This window comes from Cohnella ginsengisoli (genome assembly GCF_029525555.1).
In the GTDB taxonomy this organism is placed as follows: domain Bacteria; phylum Bacillota; class Bacilli; order Paenibacillales; family Paenibacillaceae; genus Cohnella; species Cohnella ginsengisoli.
Map to the genome: position 1 here is coordinate 533,860 of NZ_JAPDHZ010000003.1, position 21,467 is coordinate 555,326.

Here is a 21,467-nt window from a genome sequence, read left to right on the forward strand (position 1 = left end):
ATAAAGAACAGCATACGATGCAATTGGATCCTGTTGCCAAGATGCACGTCGACCGAATAAAATGAAACAAGCCTCATCTAATCATCTTTGAAGGACCTAATAAAGAACATCGAATTTGAGAAGCTTAGGGGGGGTTGGTTATGGAGAATCTAGTTATCTTTGGTGCCGGCGGTCATGCCAAATCAATCATCGATATCGTAGAGCGGTCAGGAATCTGGCGTATCGCGGGGTTATTGGATGGAATTAAAGCAGCGGGAACTAGAGTATATGGATATGAAATTCTAGGGGATCAGAACTATCTTGCCCAAGATCCGAGCATAACGGGCGTCATCGTCGGAATCGGAGACAATTGGCTTCGCGCTCGCGCGGCGGAGGCCATACGTTCCGTTCGGAGCGACTGTCGATTCGTCAGCGCGGTTCACCCTCACGCTTCGGTTGCAAAGGGAGCAACGATCGGTGACGGTTCCGTCATCATGGCGGGGGCGGTCGTCGGCAGCGATGCGGTCGTCGGCGAACATTGCGTCCTCTATACCCTTTCCTCGCTGGATCATGACAGCGCAACGGAAAACTTCGTTTCCCTGGCTCCTCACGCGGCCACCGGAGGCAACGTTCGCATCGGCAGCTTCGCTGCGATCTCAATAGGCGCCCGCATCATTCATTCCACTTCGATCGGAGAACATACGGTGATCGGAGCGGGCGCGACGGTGCTGACCGATATCGACGGCTACTGCATCGCTTACGGAACGCCTGCCCGGGTTATTCGAAAGCGTACCGCAGGGGAACGATATCTTTAACACGTTCCCTTGCCGCTTTTTCTCTATTAAATAGAGGCTTGGCTTGAATCGCTTTATACATTTGCCGTTGCCGCCGAGAGCGCTTCATGCACGATGGAGATGACCCGATTCTGCTCCGAACGGTTCATGCCGGATCCGGAGGGCAAACAGACGCCTTCTTCGAACAGCCGGTCCGAAATGCTTGTCCCTTCTTCATGCGGATAATAACGAACGCCTTGGAACAAAGGCTGAAGATGAAGCGGCTTCCAGACGGGACGCGCTTCAATGTTGTGCGCGGACAGTTCCCCGATCAGATCCGGTATCTTTAGCCCCGTCACTTGCTTGTCGATCGTCAACGTCGTCAACCAGCGGTTGGAACGCGTGTCGGCAAGTTCCGGCATGAAGCGAACGCCTCGATGACTTCCAAAAGCATCGCGATAGGTTTCGAATATCGCTCTTCTCGCTTCCACTCTCTCGTCCAGCACTTCCAATTGCGCTCTGCCGACGCCTGCCAGAAGATTGCTCATCCGGTAGTTGTAGCCCATTACGCTGTGCTGGTAATGCAGCGCAGGATCGCGTGCTTGCGTAGCGAGGAAGCGCGCCTTCGTCAGCGCTTGCACGTCGTTGGAGATCAGCATCCCCCCCGCCGGAAGTCGTAATGATCTTATTTCCATTAAAAGAGTAAATGCCGAACTGCCCCATGGAGCCGCTTTTGGCTCCCCGATAGGTCGATCCTAGCGATTCGGCGGCATCCTCCACGATCGGCACTTCATAACGGGCGCACAGATCGGAGATTCGGTCCATCTTGGCGCTCTGACCGTAGAGATGTACGACAACGACCGCTTTAGGCAGCTTGCCGGCGCGAGCGGCTTCATCGAGCGCCAGCTCCAACGCTTCCGGCGACATGTTCCACGTATCCGGCTCCGAATCGATAAAGACGGGCTCCGCCCCTTGGTATAGAATCGGGTTCGCGCTAGCGATAAAGGTTAGCGTCGAACAGAATACGCGATCTCCGCGTCCGATCTCTAGCAGCTCTAAAGCCAAATGGATGGCAGCCGTTCCCGAGCTTAGCGCCACAGCCCCGGCGACCCCCGCGTATGCGGCGATCTCCGTCTCGAAGGCATCGACATTGGGGCCGAGGGGAGCCACCCAGTTCGTGTCGAATGCTTCTTGAATATAGTTTTGCTCTTTACCGCTCATATGCGGCGCCGACAGATAAATCCGACCGTTGTGCTGCATCCCGTTTATCCTCCGATTTCTCGATGTTGGTCCGTTGTCCCCCGGAAGACCGGCATGGTGACGTGCTGACCGTTTGCCACTCCTTCTGATCGTACCACTTTCTTAAAGGTAAGGAAAAGAATCTTCATGTCCAATCTGAAGTTGCGATGATCGACGTACCACGTGTCCAGTTTAAACTTTTGTTCCCAAGAAATCGCATTCCGGCCGTTGACTTGCGCCCAACCTGTAATACCCGGCTTCACAAGATGCCTTCTCGCCTGCTCAGGCGTATAGAGAGCAAGATAGTCCATCAACAGCGGACGGGGACCGACGAGGCTGATATCGCCTCTCACGACGTTCCAAAGTTGCGGCAGCTCGTCCAGGCTCCATTTCCGCAGCTTCTGTCCGAACGGGGTCAATCGGATGCTATCGGGCAGCAACACGCCTTGGTCGTCCCGTTGGTCCGTCATGGATCGGAACTTATACATGTAAAAAAGGCTTGCCATGCAAGCCGGGACGTTGCTGCTTGAATACGACCGGCGATCCCAGCTTCACTCGGACCAAAATGGCCGTTACGAGCAGGATCGGGAGCGTGACGATGAGCAACGGCACCGCAACAAGCAGGTCAAACGTTCTTTTCATGCGAGCTTCCTCCGGATGTCAATGCCTTGCGGAGTCTGGAGATGTTATTCGGACCTATAATCCGGCTGGCCGCTCGTTTGGCCTGGCTTCTCAGCCTTACGCGAAGCGGAAGCCAAGATTGCGCGAAGTGATGAATCGTATGGCTTTCCGCCGTCCGATAGCTTCCGCCATTAATATAATCATAGGGACTGAAGTAGCATCTCGGATAGAATACGACCCCGTTCGAGAGCTTTTGCTGCCGACCGTTCAATTTCAATCCGTGTTTTTCGCAAATTTGGCTAATGACGGCCGTGTTCGTCGTCGTATCGAGGGTGCCGTCCGGACGGAGGAAGCTTCGACCATCGTAATAGTCCAACAGTTCCTTGATCCAGGAGTGCCCTCGAATAGCGCCCATCGTCCCCGACTGCAAAAACTTCTCGTCCTCGAATCCGGAGAACGCCTCGTGCGCGAGGAAGCGATCAAGCGGTTTGATGACTTCGACATCCGTATCCAAGTAGATGCCGCCCTGGTGGTAGAGCGCGTGCAAGCGCGCATAATCGCTGACGAAGGCATACTTCTTCGCTTCATAGGCCTCCTTCACGTACCGGTTTGCGCCGATGTCGAAGTTATCTTCGTTCCATTCGATAATCTGATAGTCCCCCAAGTGCTTGCTCCAACTTCGCATGCATTTCTGAATCTTCTTGGGCTTGGGTCCCCTGCCGAACCAGCAATAATGGATCGTACGCGGAATCCGGGTCGCGCTCATCTTGTCATCCCTCGCTTAGCTGAACCAGGTAATATAATCGCTTCGATATTGAATATTCAACGTAATGACATTCTCGTAGAAAAAATAAAGGAAATAAATCGCAACGAGCACGAGGTAAACCAACTTCTGATCTTTCCATCTAAATACTTTTATGATCCAAGAGACAAGAACGATTTGGTACAAAGAAAAGTAGATGGCCATTCTTGCGAATATCCAGTTCTGCGTAGCGATAATCATCAAAGCTGCGCCAATCAACGACATATTAACGAATATATCGATACGAGGGTTCAGCGCACGCAGCTTCTCCCGTCCTATATAAGCGATTGCGAGGGGGGACGATATAGAAAATGACCCGAATCAAATTCGCTCCGCCCTCTTGGAAGTTCTTGTATTCTCCATAGGAGGTATCTTGTAGTGCCGCAAATAACAGACCTTGAAATTGATTAAAGCCGAATACGATGAGAATGGCTAACGCCAGAAGGATGAACGTTGAACGCGTCCATGCCTTTCTTCTCACGAGGAAGTAAATCGGCACCATGATAAGCGCGCTCTGATGAAAGATGGAAGCGAACAGAACAATAAGCATGTAACGTTTCCAGCTATTCGTCAGCAAATATTGGGTCGCCCAAAAGATTAAGGCTGCAGCCAAATATTGTCTCATTCCGTTCATCGATACGATGAATGCCCCGGATGTAATAAACACGTAAACGGCAACTTCGAACATCCTGGAATAACGATATAAAGCAAGCACGATAAAAATGTCCGTGACTAACGCTATAATAAAGACGAGAGCCTGCGGGTCGTCGGTATAGCTCTTGAGTACTTTCTGAAAGATGCCGAATCCGATATCCTTCTCTTTTAAAATGGAGTACCAGCTAAAATCGTTTACTTGAAAGGCATGCATATAAAAGAAAGTATCGCCGATATTGTTGCGCAAGCCAGCTACGGCGACCAACACGCCGGCAACTCCGATTGCCAGAAGTCTGTTCGGCCTAACCAACGCCGGTCCTAAAGGATCGGGAACGGAAAAATAGCGAGCGAAAAAGGCGAACGCGTACACGGTTAGAAGCGTAAGCCAGAGTATGGTCATGATCGAGTCCCTTTAGCCCTTCAAGATTGACGTCTTTCTAAGGATGAAGATGTAGAGCATCAATCCAGGCAAAAGCGCCATCAACGTCAAGAACTTGGCGGGCGTCTCCCGGAACCAACGGGCGTTCCGCGATAGAAGGCTGCTGGATACGTAATGAACCGCTTGTTTGAACTTGAAAGCCCGGCTAGCGAACGGCAGCAGCATGAGCTGTTGACGGTAAAAAGCGAAGCCTTTAGGATTTTTTCTGTATTGCTTCAGCATGTTGCGCGACGAACCGTCCGGCAAGTACTCGACGACGCAAAGCACTTCATTCATCAGCAGCAATTTATATTTGCGGTCCAGCATATGATATTTGTAGGCCAGACCAACGTACTTCTCCCCTTCGAAAATGGGATAAGGGTATTGCTTCGTCAATTCCGATCGGTAGACAAGCTTTTTGTCGCCGGTGACTCCATGGCGTTGATAAATATCGTACAAAGTCGAAGCGTGCAGCCCTTCGGGAAATCGAGTCCCCACAATCGATCCGTTCTTGTAGCAATCCAGACCGGCAAACCCAGCTACTTCATCGCTGCCGTGGCGCATCCAGAAATCGACGATTTTCTCGACCGCGTCGTCAGGCATGTAATCGTCCGAATCGATGCAGACATTCAGCTTCGTCTCGATTCTTTCGTAAGCCGAGTTATGCGCACCGTGCATGCCCTGATTTTCCTGCCGGTGATAACGAATGGGTATCCGGTTTTCGGACATCCAAAGCAAGACCAATTCGCCGGTATGATCGGTAGATCCGTCATCGATAATAAGCCATTCGAAATCTCTGCTCGTTTGGCGAACGAGGCTCTCATAAACAAGATGGAGACAGTAGGCCCGATTATAAGTCGGCGTAAATACCGTTAACGTTCTCATGCGTCACCTCGTTCCAGTCCTGTAAAATTGCTCCGCCCAACGAGCAGTCTGCGCGATATCGTAGCCTTTAAGATTCAAAGCGTCTGGCGGAATCGATCTGGAACCCCTTTGCCTCGCGATATCCATGAGTTTGCTTTGACACTTTTCCTTCGAATCCAGCGGGAAAGAATGAATCAGCCCCAGCCCCATGTCCACTTCGTTCGTTATGGAATCGGAGATCACGCAAGGCAAGCCAGCCCCCCTGAGCTTCGACTAACGTAACGGGGAGTCCCTCATGAAAGGAAGGGAATACAAACACGTCGAATCCTTGCATTAACCGGTCCACATCGCTTCGAACGCCGAGAAACCTTATTTTGGACTGAATTCCGTAATCCCGGGCTTTTTGTTCGATCTGCGAGCGAAGCGGCCCGTCTCCCGCCAGCACAAGAACGGAATCTTCGTGTCTCGATAAAAGTTCTGCGAAACGATCAACGAGATAGGCATGATTCTTCTGATGCAGAAAGCGCCCCACGTGGCCAACCGCGAAGGTTTGGGATGAAATATCCAATTCCGCTCTAACTTGCTCGCGGACTTCCGCTTGAAAAGCAAAGCGGCCGCTCTCTATGCCGTTCTTCAAGATAAGCGTATCCCCGGCCTTATTCGGAAACAACCACGCTGCAGCCGCCGCGGAGCAGGCCATTCTCACCGTAGCGGACGAAGCGATTCGGTTGCCGATATACCACTTATAGAGCCGTGCAGCATATCCTCCCTCGCTCATCGTATTGTGACTATGCGCGATTCGTATCGGGATTCCGGCCTTTTTCGCTGCAAATAGTACGAGTCCGCTCATTTTGTCCATGTGAGAATGGACAGTCCGATAATGTCGATGACTATCGAAAAATCGGCGAAGCGCTCTCGAATAGGAGCGATGCCCATTGTCCGTAATATGCGGAATTCGATGAACGATGCCGCCCATAGCCGCAATCTCCTCATCGAAGACGCCGGGTTTGCTGGTCAAAAAAATCGAACTGTACGCGATCGCGGTCGATATTGCGGTACAAGTTCATGATCAGCGTCTCCGCGCCGCCCCGATTCATATTGACGACTGCGTGCAGGACTCTTACTGGGCCTTCCATACTCGATCATCAGCCTCGCTTGTCGATTGTTGCAGCATATAGGAAAAATAGATTTCGCTTAATTCGCTTTTAACCCTGCTAAGCGTGTAACGCTTGATTCGTTCCAAGCTCTTCGCGCCCATCTCATGCCGGAGGTCATCCATAGTCGCTAATTGGGAGATTCGTAATGCAAAGTCGTCAACGCTGCGCGGATCGGTCAAATAACCGTTAATTTGGTCCGCCACCAGTTCCGAATGCCCTCTGTTATGCGTAGCTACGATAGGGAGTCCGCAAGCCATCGCCTCCATGATATTAACCGGAAGCCCTTCTCTCAAACTCCCGGACACGGCAACATCGCACATGGGCAGCAATTTGGAGATGTCATCCCGGTACCCCAGAAAATCAATCATCGATTCTACGCCCAAAGCGGACGCCAATTGTTTGCATTCGGTCTCGAGCGTCCCTCTTCCGGCGAGCAGCAGTTTTATCGAAGGGACGCGCTCCTTTATTCGCGCTAACGCTTCGATTAAAATGCGATGATTCTTGTTCGCATTGAATTCGGCAGCATAGAACATCAGGAATTGTTCGTTCCGGTAGCCGAATTCCTGCCTCCTTAGCGCTCGATCCGAAGACGAGAGGGGATGAAACATGTCCGTGTCGATGCCGACCCCATGGACTTGCGCGATCCGCCCGGCTTTGAACTGCCGCTGATTCGCAAGCCGATAGTCTTCATCATTGATCGTAATGAGACAATCGGTAAATCGAGCCAAGCTTTTCTCGATTGGATAATAGATCAACCAATTCGGAAGAGGCGCACCTTTGCAGAAATGAAATCCGTGGGCGGTGTAGATCAACTTCGTTCCCTTGCTGCGAACGCTTCTTCCTGCCATCCTCGCAATCACGCCGCCCATCGGCGTATGGCAGTGGACGATATCGTAGCGTTGTTCTTGCATGATCGATCGCAACTGTCGATAGGCCGTAAAGTTGGCTTTATGCAGGGGCGAACGCTGGATCGGAATATTGAACTTCCGATCGACGAAAGGAAGTTCCAACTTTCCCTGTGCGGCGACGTGAACTTCCCAACCTTGCTGCTTGAACCACTCCATGATCGGAAGATGAAAAGCGCGGAAATGATAGTCCACCGTTGCACAAAAAAAGCACCTTACCCGGCATGTTCGGCTTCCCTCTCCATGACCCTGGTTAAGTACCTGAGCAGTTCGGAACGCAATTCTTCTCTTTGAAGGGCAAATTCGATCGTGGTCTGAATAAAGCCCATTTTCTCGCCGACGTCATAACGCGTGCCCTCGAAGTTATAGGCATAAACCGCTTCGGTTTGGTTAAACGTCGCAATGGCGTCGGTCAATTGAATCTCGCCGCCGGCACCGGGATTTTGATTGCCGAGAATATCGAAGATGCCCGGATTCAGGATATAGCGTCCCATGATAGCCAAGTTAGACGGCGCTTCTCCCCGCTTGGGCTTTTCCACGAGGTGGTTGATCTGGTACAGCGCATCCTCCACCCATCTTCCGTCGACAATGCCGTAGCGCGACACTTCTTCGTCCGTTACGTGCTGGACGCCGATAATCGAGGAATTGTAGCGTTCATACTTCTCGATCATCTGTCTGAGGCAAGGCTTTTCCGCGGAGATGATATCGTCGCCGAGCAATACCGCGAACGGCTCTTGTCCGATGAACTTCCTTGCGCACCAGATGGCGTGGCCCAAACCGTTCGGTTCTTTCTGACGAATGTAGTGAATGTCGACCAACTTGGCCGATTTCTGTACTTCGTCCAGCAAATCGTACTTCTTCTTCTCCAGCAAGATTTGCTCCAATTCAAATGAATTGTCGAAGTGGTCCTCGATCGCGCGCTTCCCCCTTGCCGGTAACGATAATAATGTCTTCGATCCCCGATTCGATCGCTTCTTCGACGATATACTGAATCGTCGGCTTATCTACGACAGGAAGCATTTCCTTCGGCATCGCCTTCGTAGCCGGGAGGAAGCGGGTGCCTAGACCGGCAGCAGGAATAATCGCCTTCTTCACTTTAGCCATACCTTCTACAACTCCTGTTCGCTCTTCTATATGGTAACGGGCGATAATAGCGATTCTTCCGGCTTGTTGTTGGCCAAATCGAGCAACAACTGCCGCAGTTCAAGGATGGATAGCGTAGGATAGATTTGAAGCATCCGTTCAATTCGCTTAAAGTCGACTTCAGTCGACTTGCCGATATAAATCTTTGGATATACTTGAACGTCATGAACCTCGTTCTCTTTCAGAAGTTCCTCGTAAAGCTTCTCCCCAGGCCTCATGCCTGTATATACGATGCCGATCTCTTCGACGGAGTAGCCGGACATCCGAATGACGTTTTTGGCGAGGTCCACGATTTTGACCGGTTCACCCATATCGAGGACGAATATCTCTCCTCCCCGCGCCAATGCGCCTGCCTGAATAACGAGCCGGGAGGCTTCCGGGATGGTCATGAAGTAACGCACCATATCCGGATGAGTAACCGTCACCGGTCCGCCCTTCTCGATCTGTTTTCGAAATAATGGAATGACGCTTCCTCGGCTTCCCAGCACATTGCCGAACCGAACGGCGACGAACTTCGTCCGACTCGTCCGATCCATATGCTGAATGATCATCTCGGCGATTCGCTTGGTCGAGCCCATGACGCTGGTCGGATTAACCGCCTTGTCCGTCGAGATCATGACAAAAATGCCGACACCGGCGCGATCCGCGGCCCTTGCCGCATTCAATGTGCCGATTACATTATTTTTGACCGCTTCCTCAGGATTGCGCTGCATGAGCGGAACGTGTTTGTGGGCCGCAGCGTGATAGACGACATCCGGGCGGTGCTCCTCCATGATGGCGTTAATCTTCTTCTCGTCCTGAAGATCCGCGATTTCCGTATAGAATAAAATATCCGAATCTCTGAACAGGACCTTCAATTCAATCTCTATCGAATAAATGCTGTTCTCGCCGTGCCCCAGAAGAACCAGCTTACGAGGATGAAACTTCGATATCTGGCGGCATACTTCCGAGCCGATCGATCCGCCGGCTCCTGTGACGAGCACGACCTTGTCCGTCACAAATTCCGAGATGCTCTCCAGATTAAGTTCAACAGGTTCGCGTCCCAACAGATCTTCGACTTGTACGTCCCTGAATTGACTGACCAATACTTTCCCTGTCGCAATATGCTCAAGCATCGGCATGATCTGCGTTTTGGCCGAGGTTTTCGAACACTCCTCGTAGATTGTCTTTAGCTGCTGCTTGTTCAGCGAAGGAATCGCGATAACGATATAATCGATAGCAAGTTCCTTCGCTACTTTCTCGATGGAGGAGGTCCCGCCTACTACGGGAATCCCCATAATACTTAGGTTATGCTTGCCCGGATTATCGTCGACGAATGCGATGGGCATCAATTCTTTTTCGGAATTGTCCAGCAGAAGCTGTCTCGCGAGCATCGTACCGGCTGCCCCCGCGCCGATGATCAAAGTACGCTTGTGCTGACCTTCCGGCGCTTGGAACAAGAAGTTTCTAGCGATTCTCCAACAGAAGCGGGAGCCGCCGATAAATAAAACATGCAGCATCCAAGTGACGATTAGCAGACGTATGTATACCTCTTGGAGGAAAATCAGTTGAACGACCGATGCCGTCGCGATCGATAGCGTAACTGCTTTCGTTATGGCGATTAACTCGCCGACGCTGGCATACTCCCACGCCCTCTTGTAAAGCTTGTATACCAGGGCAAACAAATGATGGCTCAGTAATAACGCGATGGAAGTAATGATCAGCGGAGTCGAGAACAGATCCAAGGGAACGGAGACGAGGTATCGGCTAATAAAGATGGCCGATAAGACGATCAATGAATCCACTCCAATAAGAAAGGCAAGCCTCTGTTTGTAATTCACAAGTCCCCACCACCTCAATTGTTCGGGCATACGGCCTTAAAACGCCGTTAAAGCCCGTTCTTCATAAAGAAAGATTCGAACTTTATAAGAACGAATCTTTTAAGACAAAGGAAATCGCCATAATCAGAAGGCATATTTCTTGTTGCGATTCAGCACGACGCCCAGCAGCTTCGCCTTCCCAAAATCCAATGCCTTCTTCGATTGCAAAGCCTTCTTCCGATGCGTGCGGCCTCCTGTTACCATTAAAACGACACCGTCGCACTTGCTCGCCAGCGAACAAGCATCCGACGATTCCAAGATCGAGGGGCAGTCCATTACCAGGACATCGAACGATTCCCCTGCTTGCTCTAACAGCCTGGTCATCGCCTGCGAATCGGTCATATCCGTAGCGCCATGCACCAGCGCCCCCGCTGGCAATAGGGACAGATTTTCGATACCCGTCTGTTGAATAGCATCGCTAGGAATGCTTTGTCCGACAATTACCTCTGTCATCCCCGGCGAGAGGGGCGCTTCGAATAAGTAGTGCAACATAGGTTTACGGATATTGGCATCGATAATGAGAACGCGTTCGCCTCTCTGGGTCAAGCTGATCGCCAGATTCACGGCGGCCGTCGATTTGCCGTCTCCGTCGGAAGGAGAAGTGACGGCGATCGATCGACACTGTCCGCCGGCGGCAAAGCCGATATTGTTGCGAATCTCTCGATACTGTTCGGCGATATTCGAGAACGGGTTATGATAAGAGGCTAGGCATCCGTTGACAAACGCTTTTCGCGGTTCCTTCTCTTTATTTGCCAATCGTCGTCTCGCCTCGTTTCTGCACCGGCTTGCGAGTGCCGCGGCCGGTCAATTCTTTGCGCTTGAATCGCGTTACTTGTCCAAGAAGCGCCGTATCCAAATGCCGTTCTACATCGCGCCTGGTTCGAATCGAGTCGTCTAGCGAGTCGACCAAGAAGATGATTCCGATCCCGATGGCTATGCCGGCAAATATGCTTATGTAAAAGGCTCGATTGCTTGGAGGGTTGATGGGACTTGGATGCTCGTCCGGCTCTGCTTCGGTCAGGACGCGAACCGCCGCTCCCGGGAAAACATCCGTCAGTTGCTCGGAGTAAGCCTTTACAGTGGCATTAGCGATCTGTACGGCCAGATCAGGATCGGCATCAACGGCGGTGACTAACGTAATCAAGGAACCGTCAACGCTGCTAATGCTGATTTGGCTTCTAAGAAATCCAACCGAGCGCGTTAACTGCAATGAATTTCTTACTTGTCCCATGACGATCGGCTCGCGAGCGAACGCCTTAAGCGTTCCGAGAAGTTCGCTGCTTTCCGTTTTAATAACGATGCGTGAGGAAGCGGAATATAGGGGAGTCTCGGTGCGAGTGCTATATAGCCCTCCTAATACGGCGAATATGAGGGTGCAAATAACGGCAATCCACCAACGCCTCTGAATAACGTCAAACCATTCTTTCACGTTAATCTCTCGTATGGGTGTCTCAACCGCGTTCCGACCATTTGAAATAAAAGTCTCTTCCAACACTTCACCTGCTTGCCTAAATAATGGACGATATTGGAACACTAATTATTCTAGTTCTTTATAAAGAACATGTCAATGAAAATACGGCTCAAATGGCCGTCGTTTGTTCTTTATACCGCCCATGTTATAATACAAGCTAGCAAAGGGGGCCCTTCGTTTGGATCCGAACCGACCGATCAGCCGTAGCACGTTCTTGAAGATAAGTACAAGGTGGCTTGCGGGATTGCTGGCCGCTCCAATAACCGGATTGAGTTATTCAAGATGGATTGAGCCGAAATGGATTCAGACCAACTACCTTCAACTTCCTTATACAAGTCTCCCCCGAGCGTTTCATTTAAAGAAGATCGTTCAGTTTAGCGATATCCATCTGGACTTCCACTTCGGCATCCATCGTCTGGAGCAATTGATAGCGCGCATCAGAAAACTTAAACCGGATCTCATCTGTTTTACCGGAGATCTTTTTCATGCATCGGTAAAGTCCAATGAATCGTCAACGATTCGCCTCTTATCTCTCCTTGAAGCTCCCCCTGGGAAAATGGGCGGTGCTGGGCAACCATGACTATACTGCCGGGGCAAAAGACGTGGAGCGCGTCCTTTCAAGCAGCGGCTTCACCTTGCTTCGCAATCGTTCCGTTACGCTCGAGCATGACGGCAGTCAAATCCGAATAGCAGGCTTAGACGACGCCTTGGAGGGCAGTCCGAATCTAGACTCCGCCCTGGCGGAGGAAGGCGGCCGCGAGCATGACCCGGCGGCGTTTACGCTATTTCTGGCTCATGAACCCGATTTAGCCGAATATGCCGCCTCTTACCGGGTGAGCCTTCAACTGTCGGGGCATAGCCATGGCGGCCAGGTAAGACTTCCGCTTATTGGCCCCCTCATACTGCCCGATCTTGCTCAACGGTACCCGGAGGGCTTATATCAGATCGAAGACGAGATGTACTTATATACAAATAGAGGGATAGGAGTCTCCTCCTATCCCATCCGATTTTTATGCAGGCCTGAGCTCACCGTTATTACATTGGAATCGACGGACGCCACAGCGACCAATTCTACCCATTAATTGGAAACTATTTAATAAGTTGATTCAACCTTCTGAAGTCGTTGGGCTTCGTCTCCATCGTGGCTTTGATCAGCTTGTTTTTCTCAATGGAATACACAGGCGCGTCTTTGCCTGCGTAGACCGTAGAAACGCCGATGGCCGCAATATTTGACTTGATTGTATTCCCGCTAATGACAACCTTTTTTGACGTCGTGTTTTTCGTTCCTCTTCCAGTAATCGTTTATTTTTATGAGTTCGACCTTCATGGAAGACAGATGCTCTGCCGTTATCGTGTTGTTCTCCAGGACGACGCTCTTGGCTGCTTGGACGCTGACTGCCTGCGTGTTGCCGAGCAGCTCGAAGGTCGAATTTCTAATCGTCAGATCCAGGTCCGGCTGTTCTGCGAGAAGGTTCGTTGCGGAGGCCTCGCTGGATTCAAACGAACACCCGTCAAATACATAGCTGCCTTTAAGTTTTAATGAGATGGAGCCGAATTGCCCGGTATCCCCCGACACGAATTGGCATCCCGTGTACTTGCCGGGTGAAAGGGAGATTCCGTATTTAGCATTGTATCCAATGACCTTCAGATTCTCGAAAATGCTCCCCCCCGCAGCGCCTCCCGTGATTGAACGAAGCGCCGGTTCGCCGGTAATCGTCATGTTGCGCACGCGAATGGGTTGTCCCCAAATCGTAAAGCCCGCATCGACTTGCTTGCTGACCGAAATGTTAACATTCGAGATTTCGACCCCGAACGCAACCTTAGAGCTAACGGATAGCGTCGAATCGATAAACGCCATTCCATCTATTTTTATGTTTGGCCCGGAGATCGTGGTGTACGAATTATTCATCGTATTCCCAAGAAAGGTCGCATCATTCTCCGCAACAAGCCGAGTGCCGTCGAAGTGATTATCGGTTATAGCGGCTTCGGAGAATGGATTCGAAACGGCAAGTCCGATAACCCCTTTAGATCCCAGATGGTTCCCTTCTACTTTGGCCCCTTTGCCATCGAACAGGATCACATCGTAGGCCGCATTATTGTAGAAATCATTATTTTGTATCGTGATGTTGCTATTAAAATAGCCGTTCACCTCAAAACCGCCTTCAACGTCAATCCCCGATTGAGGCGCGGTTCCTTTCATATCGTGAAAGGTGCTATTCGAAATCAAAACGTTGTCCGCTCCGCCAACGGTTATACCTTGGCGCCGATTAAAGGCGAACTCGGAGTTCGTCACGACTACGTCTTTGCTGACGGTACGATTCCAGTATTCGAAATACGCGCCTTTGGCAGTAGATTGGTTAAACGCCAGATAAAAGTGGTCCGCCCCTTCGGGAATCGGTATCTGATTCTCTCCCTTGAGCCGTAATTTTCTTGAGGAATACGCCATTGGACGTATAAAAATAAACTTCGAATGCTCGAGGTAGTCGCATCAAGTTGGATATTTCAAACATCCTAGCCGTTTTGAATATCGGATTGCTAAAATAAAGCGCTTTGGAGGTACGGATCTTCTTCGCGTCTTTGACTTTTTTACCTTGGTCGTCGAATGTGCCCGAAACGAAGCCATTCTCATAATAATCCGATACCATTGTGCCTTTCCCTTGAAAGATGGCACCGTCTCCCGTAAAATTGATCGCCTTAACATCATCGATTGTGATATCGGAGGCGCCCTCAAGCAAGATACCGTAACCGCCTTCGTGCGTTCCGGCGCTGTACTTGTTGTCCTTCATGGAATAATTATGCGTATCCTTGTCGCCTCTGTACGTGCCGCCCTTGATGGTGACATCATGAACGCCGTAGCCGATATAAAGCAGCTCGTATCGCTCTTTGCCGTTCGTCTCCTTCTGCAACACCGCGTCCTCTGCCAATTCGAAGGTCATATTGGACACCATGGCAATATGGCCTTCTTTGGCGACGAGGTAAGTTCCCGCCGGGAGAAAGACCGCCTTGACCCCGTTCTTGCTCGCCCACTCCAGGGCTTTATTGATTCCGTTCGTCGTCTCGGTCGCATGCGTGCCATCCGTATATAATCCCCATTTATCGGGCTGTATGACATAGGGCTCGGGGGTGGACTCGCTCACTTGGCCGTAGGCTGGAATCGCCCCCGGTATCAATACGGTCAGCGACAGCGCCATCGATAGAACCGTTCGTCTCCAATACGTTTTTACATTCACTTTTAAGTCCTCGCTTTCTTCCTAAATATCGGCATCCTGCAGAATGGACAGTCGTAAAAAAAGCCGCCGGCACCAGCCAGCGGCGAGCATCAAGTCAATAACAATAGAATTTCTTCCAGATACTGTAGGAGTCGTACTTCGGATCGTCCCACTCGTCGTCATCGCAGTCATTGCCGTTGAGCCAATCCCAGAAACCGCCGTCGTGATTCCCGTAACCGGAATCATGGTCATGGTCATTGTTGTTGTTGTTGTTGCCTTTATCGTTGTTATTGCCTTTGTCGTTGCCCTTGTCATTGTTGCCTTTGTCGTTGCCCTTGTCGTTGCCTTTATCGTTGTTATTGCCTTTATCGTTGCTGTTGCCTTTATCGTTGTTGTTGTTGCCTTTGTCGTTCCCTTGATTCGACGCGCTGGACTTGCCCGTGAACAACCAGGCGATCGTACTCGTAAAAGAAGAGAAGTACGAAGTGGAATGAGTGCTGGATGAATTATTCGAAGATGCGAAGGCCGATGTTGGGAACAGCATGACGCTTATTACAACAACGAAGAGCGCCATTCTTGAAAATTTAGTCATCTATATCACACCTCTATCACTAGTTCTATAGAACCACAGCCTATTGAAGGTTATTTTAAAACAAATTTTGCCAAATGTAAATGACGAAATGGGATGAATCAAGCACGACGCTCTTTTTTTGCCGGCAGCTTTATCCATACCCACGTGATAGCCGAACACTCCGCCAAGGTCAGCAGCAGGTAGAAAAGCCCTTGAAACCCGCTCATTGAGGCGCGATCCCAATCTAGCGCGAATAAATTCAGCTCCATCAGCGGGATATGGCACACGAAAGCGATGATGCTGAATAGATTAATCGCCTTATGGTACTTTTGCAGCTCCTTTAGCGGCACGCGAAGAATCCCGTAGAACAGGAGAATCGTGTTCGGAATCAGGCAGAACGCCAGCTTGTATTTTTCGTTCCAGTCGGCGAAGCTAAGAAGGAGTCCCGTCTCGAAAAGCGTAAGGACGATAGCAGGCATCCATAGTGATCTTGGCTTAAGCTTGAGGAAAGGCCGCTCTTTACGGGCCAGTACGGCTCCCAAAAGAACGAAGGTTAAGCCGAAACCGAAGTACCTGGTAAACAAGTTGATCAGGTCGTCCTGATATCCCTCCAGCAGCGAAAATGGCCCCCATGAAAAATCGCTTTTAAACTCTCTCAACGACCCGGATGTCCACTGACATATCGCGTATCCCGCTCCTGCCGCGATCATGCCGATAAGCAATCGATTCCGTGCCCATAGCCAATAACTGATCAGAATCCCGAACAATAGCGGCGGGATGTACCAAAGCTGCAGGAAAGGACCGTTCAAAAAATACCGCATAGACGAGGATCTTCGTTTGCAGGAACAGATTGCTTAGCCCCAGCCCTCCTGTCTGCAGCGCCGGAAACGTAAACCTTATCATGAAGAGCAAGCAGAAAAAGGCATAAATGATCGCGATTCGCGTCACGTATTTACGCACGTAAGCGCCCGGAGCCGCCGCGTGCGACCACCCTTGGTAGACAAGGAAACCGGAAACGACGTAAAAGCAGGGCACGATAACCCGCAGCGCCAATAGCGCGAACTGGTACTGCTGTTCGGGCACCTCTTGCATGAGGGGGGATTAGCAGCGCATGGGCCGTCACGACCAGCAACGCTCCCGTCATCTTGAACAGCGTAATGCCAGGATAATAGTTACGCATATTCCTTCAGTTCTCCGACGCTTTCTAAGGCCAGTCGCTCCAGTTTGGCAATTGCAACCTTTCCCGTTGGCGAAAGAGGAAGCTCCGATACGTGTATGTAGTACTTGGGGAGTTTAAAGGAAGACAGATGCGGTTTCAAAGATTCGTTCATTTGACCCGAAGTCGGATGCCGCCCCGGTCTTGGAACGATAAAAGCGCATAATTGTTCGCCGTACAAATCGTCCGGAACGCCGACAACGCATGCGTCTTCCACATCCGCATGCAGGAGCAGCATGCGCTCGATCTCGATGGGAGAGATCTTCTCGCCTCCTCTTGAGACCATCCGTTTCATCCTTCCCGTTATCGTCAGATGACGATTGCCGTCAAGGAAGCCGAGATCTCCCGAACGAAACCAGCGATCGGCAGTCAAGCTTGCACGATTGCTCTCCTCGTCGCAGTACTTCATCACCCTGTGGCTCCGAATTTGGATCTCTCCTTGCTCAAGAACAGGCAGCTCCTCTCCGGTCTCGGGATGGACGATCCTGACTTCCACTCCCCGATCCACTTTGCCGGCCAAGCTGTGCGCGCTGTTCTCGAATTCCCGAGGGGGAAATGGATCCGCTAAGAAACTTGGCCTGCTTCAACAGCCTGATCATCAGGCGCAACAGCTTATTGCCTCTGCGTTCCAGCAAGCAGATCCCGTTGGATACCGCTCCCGCTTCGGATGAACCGTAACTAACCATAAAAAAGATCAGGTTCAAATCTCGCGAGACGCGCTGCAAAATCTCGTTGTTAACCGCAGCGGAGGTGAATATAACCCCGAGCACCGACGAAAGATCGAATTTTCCCCTCTCGCCGCAGTTGAGCATCCGTTGGATCATATAGGGGGTGCCGACCAGAAACCGGTACTTGCCTTCACTAAGTATAGTAAGGGCGGTAATGGGATGGAAACGGCTCAACATGACGATGCGGATGTTACATACTTTGAGATTCGTAATAATCGTGGCGAATCCGCCGAGATGATAAAGCGGCAGCAACGTCATGACGGAGAATCGGCTTGATACGCGGTCGGTCCATCGTCTGAAGATGTCAGCGCCTCTCCGCTTGCCGGCGGCACGGTCATTGTCGGAAGAGACCAGGAAAGAGGCCGTCGTGCGAAGGACGCCCTTAGGCACGCCTAGCGTTCCGGAAGTATATAGAAGAACGAGCGGGTCCTCCGAACGAATGGACCGACACCTTTCGATCAGTTGTTTTTCTTCCTCGGGACCGGATATCGCGAGCAGCTCCGAATAGGGGCGGAAAGGAGCGAAAACGTCATTGGGCTCGTCCACGATAAAAATATGCTTCGGAATCCAAGAAGCGCCGCGTCCGAGCCTGCCTTGCTCCTCCATTAATTCGCTTAAAATCGTCGCGTATGGCTGCCGATGACCGGTAGTGGCCATAATCAGTACGGCCGGCATCGCATCGGCAAGCAGCGCCCGAAGCTCATCCTTAGCCGAATAGCTGTTGAACGGCACGATCACCGCTCCCGTGCAGGCCGCCGCGAGCATAGAGACAATCCATTCCATCCGCCCCGGCATCAGAATCGCGACGCGGTCTCCCTTTTGAATCCCGACTTTTATCAGCCCTTGCGCCGCGCGCCAAGTCTCCTGCCATACCTTCAGCCAAGAGTATTCTTGTCGCTCCTCCGGAAAGCTGAATGCAATATCGTTCGGCGATTCTGTCGCGCGCCGCCGAAGCAAGTAGGGGAGCGTTTTCTCGTCCATCTCCCCGACCGCCTCGGTCAAAAACGCCCATTCTTTATAACGACCGGACATCCCTGATCCTCCTATAAATTCCTTGCGTTATGTTCATTATTCATGAATATAACACGCCGATTGTTCTTTATAAAGAACAAAAAAAACTCAGGGATTGACGATGTTCCCGCTTATGATATCATTCGCTTTTAAAGACAGGACGGCTTTGTTAAGCGTATTGTTCCGAATCGTATACGGCGGCGCCCCAATACCGGCGTATGCGGTCTGAATGCCGATCACCGCAATATTGGCATTGATGACGTTCCCCTCGATCCTTGACGCGAGGACGTCGTAAGGTTTGCCGCGATCCCAGTAGTCGTTGATTCTGACTAGCTCCAACGTTTTTCTTTGCATGTTCATCGCTTGGACTACGTTATTTTCGAAAACGAAACGGTCCGCCGTCTGAACCGACACCGGCTGGCTGTCGCCCAGCACTTCAAATTGCGAATTGCGGATCGTGACGTCCGCTCCCGCCCGCTGAACGATTATCCCGACAGATCCGGAAGTCGAATTGGTTCTGAACCTGACGCGATCAAAAACGTATTTCGCCGGAAGACTGATGCCGATCGCTCCCATTTGTCCGCCCTCTGACGCTTCAAACGAAGAATCCGTATACGTACCAGCCGGAAGGGACACACCGTAAGTCGAATTGTAGTTCAGAACCTGCAATCGGTCGAACGTATTGGCCGCCGTGGATCCTCCGACGAACGAGCGCAGCTTGGACGGCCCCGTTATTTTGACGTTGCGGAAGATCGTCGCTCCGGTGCCGTATACGGACAAACCGCCTTCCTTCGTATCGTCCGCAATCGTAATCGATACGTTGGATGCCGCGATATCCCCGTCCGCCGCCGCTGAAGTATTCAGCGTCCCGTTGACGATGTCCAATCCGTCTATAATCATGTTCGGTCCCGTAACGTTTATATAGGAATCGTTCATTTTATTGTTCAACAATTGAACGTCGTGGTAAGCCAATATCCGCGTACCATCAAAATGATTGTTCTTCGCCACCGTATCCCCCGCGAAGCTGGCAGAGACGGCGAGACCGATCGCTCCTTTCGACGACAAATGGTTGTTATCGATTACAGCGCCGCGTCCGTCGTATAGAATGACATCATAGCGGGCGTTATTCCAAAATTCGTTTCCGCGAATCGTAATGTTGCTATTCCAGAATCCGTTTTCGCCGAACCCGCCCTCGACGTCGATGCCGGACATCGGTGCCGTACCGTTCATATCGTGAATCCGGTTATTCTCGATTAACGTACGGTCGCCGCCCCCGACCGTAATGCCTTGGCGTCGGTTGAAAGCGAACTCGGAATCGCGCACGACCGTATTTCCCGCCTGAAGTCGTTGCCAATACTCGCCATAGATGCCAGCGGCGCTTGGTTGATTAATGACGATCCGCATCTGAGCGGCACCTTTAGGGATGTCGATTCGGACTCTTACTTTGGTGGTTGTTTTAGAGATAAAGAATTGTTTGTTGTCATAAAAGTAAATTTCGAATGACGAGGCATTGCGCCAGTTGGATAATTCAAAGTACCCTTGATCGACGAATTGAGGCTTCGTTAGCGAATACATCTTGACCGTGCGAATTTTATTTTTGTCAACGACGGGAGCGCCGGCCGCGTTTAACCCGCCCGACTCGAAATTACCCGCATAAAGATCCGATCCCATCTGTGCCGCGCCGCCGATAACGAGGCCGTCGCCTGTAAATTGCGTCGCCTTCACGCCCTCGATCGTCACGTTTTGCGCCCCTTCGATAACGATGCCGTACCCGCCCTCATGCGTACCGGGGCTGCTCGGGCTATCCTTGCCGGAGAAGTCGTGCGTTTCGCGGTCGCCTTTGTACGCCCCTCCCCTAATCGTGACATTGTCTGCGCCGTATCCGATCGACAGCGTCTTGTACGATTCCTTGCCATTCGTCTCCTTTTGAACGATCGCATTCTGCGCAAGCTCCCACAGCATATTCGCTGCGATATTAATCTGTTTGTCCTTGGCGATCAGGTACGTTCCGGCGGGAACATATATCGCTTGAATACGCTCGCCGCTCGCCCAAGCGAGCATTCGGTTCAGGCCGTCCGTCGTTCCGGCCGGGTCCGTGCCGTCGTTATGAATATTCCATCGGGAGAGCTCGACGAGATAATGGCTAGGCGTTCCCGGCACTGTCCCGCTCGAGGCGATCGTCTTGCCGGTCCGATCGACGGCTTTGACCTCGAAGCTGTAGGCAGTGCCATAATTTAATCCGGCCGCATTGAACTCGGTATTCTGAATCGGCTTCGTATTCGCCAACTGTCCGTTCACGTAGACGTTGTATCCTTGCAATGGAGCGGAACTTACCGCTTCCCAACGTATAGACACGGCGCTCGGACCTCCAACTGTTTGAACCCCCCTTGATAACGACAGGGGCGGCAACGACTGCCGGCGATACGTCGATTCCTTCTTCCTGTTGCGACTGATAGACGGCGGATACCGTTACCTTGTAGGACTTTTCTCGCTCCAAGCCGGATAGCGCGAATTCGGTCGCCTTGACAGGCTCCGCGTTTTGCAACGCGCCATCGACGAAAATGTTATAACCGGTCAAGTATTCGCTTTGAATTTCCTCCCAGGAAATAACTACGGAATCCCCTTCGCTCCTAGCCGATAGGTTAGTGGGCTCCGGCAGATCAAAAGAATTTGTGCTTCCCGCCATCGTACGATCCCCCTCCCAATGGATCAAAATTCACGTCTTAGGGTATATCGTATGTTATGCGTCGACCATAAGGACCAGGCCTTATGATCATATCAAGAGCGGCCCCTACCCGATTGCCGGAGAACGATGCGTCCGAGCAAAAAAAAAAGACGATGCCTGCC

General features: G+C 51.3%; 17 protein-coding genes and 6 pseudogenes. 3 read left to right on the top strand and 20 right to left on the bottom strand.

Annotated features, from left to right (window positions below; genetic code table 11):
- The first annotated feature begins 140 nt into the window (after positions 1-140).
- On the top strand, positions 141-794 hold the full coding sequence (locus tag OMP38_RS13595) for an acetyltransferase (protein WP_277565632.1): 654 nt from the start codon (positions 141-143) through the stop codon (positions 792-794).
- A 53-nt stretch (positions 795-847) separates the two neighbouring features.
- Here the strand turns inward: OMP38_RS13595 and OMP38_RS13600 are convergent.
- The 11 genes and pseudogenes from OMP38_RS13600 to OMP38_RS13650 form a co-directional block, all read right to left on the bottom strand.
- Positions 848-2,012: pseudogene (locus OMP38_RS13600) on the bottom strand (DegT/DnrJ/EryC1/StrS family aminotransferase).
- Positions 2,013-2,017: 5 nt separating this feature from the next.
- Positions 2,018-2,633, bottom strand: a pseudogene (locus OMP38_RS13605) (sugar transferase).
- The gene (locus OMP38_RS13610; RefSeq protein ID WP_277565633.1) at positions 2,617-3,378 is read right to left on the bottom strand and encodes a glycosyltransferase family 32 protein; all 762 of its coding nucleotides are present in this window, start codon (positions 3,376-3,378) and stop codon (positions 2,617-2,619) included. Before OMP38_RS13610 ends, OMP38_RS13605 begins: the two are co-directional and overlap by 17 nt.
- A gap of 15 nt (positions 3,379-3,393) precedes the next feature.
- Positions 3,394-4,468 (bottom strand): annotated as a pseudogene (locus OMP38_RS13615) (EpsG family protein).
- A gap of 12 nt (positions 4,469-4,480) precedes the next feature.
- The gene (locus OMP38_RS13620; protein ID WP_277565634.1) at positions 4,481-5,371 is read right to left on the bottom strand and encodes a glycosyltransferase family 2 protein; all 891 of its coding nucleotides are present in this window, start codon (positions 5,369-5,371) and stop codon (positions 4,481-4,483) included.
- 3 nt (positions 5,372-5,374) lie between these two features.
- Positions 5,375-6,486, bottom strand: a pseudogene (locus OMP38_RS13625) (glycosyltransferase family 1 protein).
- Entirely contained in the window at positions 6,471-7,607 is a 1,137-nt protein-coding gene (locus OMP38_RS13630; protein ID WP_277565635.1) for a glycosyltransferase family 4 protein, read from the bottom strand. The pseudogene OMP38_RS13625 and the gene OMP38_RS13630 overlap by 16 nt, the downstream one beginning before the upstream one ends.
- A gap of 20 nt (positions 7,608-7,627) precedes the next feature.
- Positions 7,628-8,516, bottom strand: a pseudogene (gene galU, locus OMP38_RS13635) (UTP--glucose-1-phosphate uridylyltransferase GalU).
- A 26-nt stretch (positions 8,517-8,542) separates the two neighbouring features.
- Positions 8,543-10,375, bottom strand: coding sequence for a polysaccharide biosynthesis protein (locus tag OMP38_RS13640; protein ID WP_277565636.1), 1,833 nt, complete (start codon positions 10,373-10,375; stop codon positions 8,543-8,545).
- A 123-nt stretch (positions 10,376-10,498) separates the two neighbouring features.
- A complete protein-coding gene (locus OMP38_RS13645; protein WP_277565637.1) occupies positions 10,499-11,170 on the bottom strand; it encodes a CpsD/CapB family tyrosine-protein kinase in 672 nt (223 codons plus the stop codon).
- Positions 11,160-11,906, bottom strand: a complete 747-nt coding sequence (locus tag OMP38_RS13650; RefSeq protein WP_277565638.1) for a YveK family protein — start codon at positions 11,904-11,906, stop codon at positions 11,160-11,162. Before OMP38_RS13650 ends, OMP38_RS13645 begins: the two co-directional genes overlap by 11 nt.
- Positions 11,907-12,063: 157 nt before the next feature.
- Here OMP38_RS13650 and OMP38_RS13655 point away from each other — a divergent pair, with 157 nt between their 5' ends.
- Both OMP38_RS13655 and OMP38_RS13660 read left to right on the top strand, forming a co-directional pair.
- The gene (locus tag OMP38_RS13655; protein WP_277565639.1) at positions 12,064-12,465 is read left to right on the top strand and encodes a metallophosphoesterase; all 402 of its coding nucleotides are present in this window, start codon (positions 12,064-12,066) and stop codon (positions 12,463-12,465) included.
- Positions 12,449-12,967: a metallophosphoesterase gene (locus OMP38_RS13660; RefSeq protein ID WP_277565640.1), complete on the top strand. Its 519-nt coding sequence runs from the start codon at positions 12,449-12,451 to the stop codon at positions 12,965-12,967. The genes OMP38_RS13655 and OMP38_RS13660 overlap by 17 nt, the downstream gene beginning before the upstream one ends.
- 167 nt (positions 12,968-13,134) lie before the next feature.
- Here OMP38_RS13660 and OMP38_RS13665 read toward each other — a convergent pair whose 3' ends face one another.
- The 9 genes and pseudogenes from OMP38_RS13665 to OMP38_RS35835 form a co-directional block, all read right to left on the bottom strand.
- Positions 13,135-14,178, bottom strand: coding sequence for a right-handed parallel beta-helix repeat-containing protein (locus tag OMP38_RS13665; protein ID WP_338130511.1), 1,044 nt, complete (start codon positions 14,176-14,178; stop codon positions 13,135-13,137).
- A 64-nt stretch (positions 14,179-14,242) separates the two neighbouring features.
- Positions 14,243-15,115, bottom strand: a complete 873-nt coding sequence (locus tag OMP38_RS13670; protein WP_277565642.1) for a glycoside hydrolase family protein — start codon at positions 15,113-15,115, stop codon at positions 14,243-14,245.
- A gap of 94 nt (positions 15,116-15,209) precedes the next feature.
- Positions 15,210-15,542: a hypothetical protein gene (locus OMP38_RS13675; RefSeq protein ID WP_277565643.1), complete on the bottom strand. Its 333-nt coding sequence runs from the start codon at positions 15,540-15,542 to the stop codon at positions 15,210-15,212.
- A gap of 242 nt (positions 15,543-15,784) precedes the next feature.
- Complete coding sequence (locus OMP38_RS13680) at positions 15,785-16,324, bottom strand: hypothetical protein (protein WP_277565644.1); 540 nt, start codon at positions 16,322-16,324, stop codon at positions 15,785-15,787.
- Positions 16,311-16,757: a hypothetical protein gene (locus OMP38_RS13685; RefSeq protein WP_277565645.1), complete on the bottom strand. Its 447-nt coding sequence runs from the start codon at positions 16,755-16,757 to the stop codon at positions 16,311-16,313. Before OMP38_RS13685 ends, OMP38_RS13680 begins: the two co-directional genes overlap by 14 nt.
- Before the next feature lie 80 nt (positions 16,758-16,837).
- Positions 16,838-17,290 (bottom strand): class I adenylate-forming enzyme family protein, encoded by a 453-nt coding sequence (locus OMP38_RS13690; RefSeq protein WP_338130512.1) that lies wholly within the window; start codon positions 17,288-17,290, stop codon positions 16,838-16,840.
- 34 nt (positions 17,291-17,324) lie between these two features.
- Complete coding sequence (locus OMP38_RS13695) at positions 17,325-18,641, bottom strand: class I adenylate-forming enzyme family protein (protein ID WP_277565647.1); 1,317 nt, start codon at positions 18,639-18,641, stop codon at positions 17,325-17,327.
- 87 nt (positions 18,642-18,728) lie between these two features.
- Positions 18,729-20,975, bottom strand: coding sequence for a right-handed parallel beta-helix repeat-containing protein (locus OMP38_RS13700; RefSeq protein WP_277565648.1), 2,247 nt, complete (start codon positions 20,973-20,975; stop codon positions 18,729-18,731).
- A gap of 103 nt (positions 20,976-21,078) precedes the next feature.
- Positions 21,079-21,306 (bottom strand): annotated as a pseudogene (locus OMP38_RS35835) (fibronectin type III domain-containing protein); the annotation flags it as partial.
- Positions 21,307-21,467 lie beyond the last annotated feature (161 nt).

Coding starts and splice junctions, on each gene's coding strand:
- OMP38_RS13595 (WP_277565632.1), top strand. CDS start 141: ATGGAGAATCTAGTTATCTTTGGTGCCGGCGGTCATGCCAAATCAATC.
- OMP38_RS13610 (WP_277565633.1), bottom strand. CDS start 3,378: ATGAGCGCGACCCGGATTCCGCGTACGATCCATTATTGCTGGTTCGGC.
- OMP38_RS13620 (WP_277565634.1), bottom strand. CDS start 5,371: ATGAGAACGTTAACGGTATTTACGCCGACTTATAATCGGGCCTACTGT.
- OMP38_RS13685 (WP_277565645.1), bottom strand. CDS start 16,757: ATGCAAGAGGTGCCCGAACAGCAGTACCAGTTCGCGCTATTGGCGCTG.
- OMP38_RS13690 (WP_338130512.1), bottom strand. CDS start 17,290: ATGAAGTACTGCGACGAGGAGAGCAATCGTGCAAGCTTGACTGCCGAT.
- OMP38_RS13695 (WP_277565647.1), bottom strand. CDS start 18,641: ATGTCCGGTCGTTATAAAGAATGGGCGTTTTTGACCGAGGCGGTCGGG.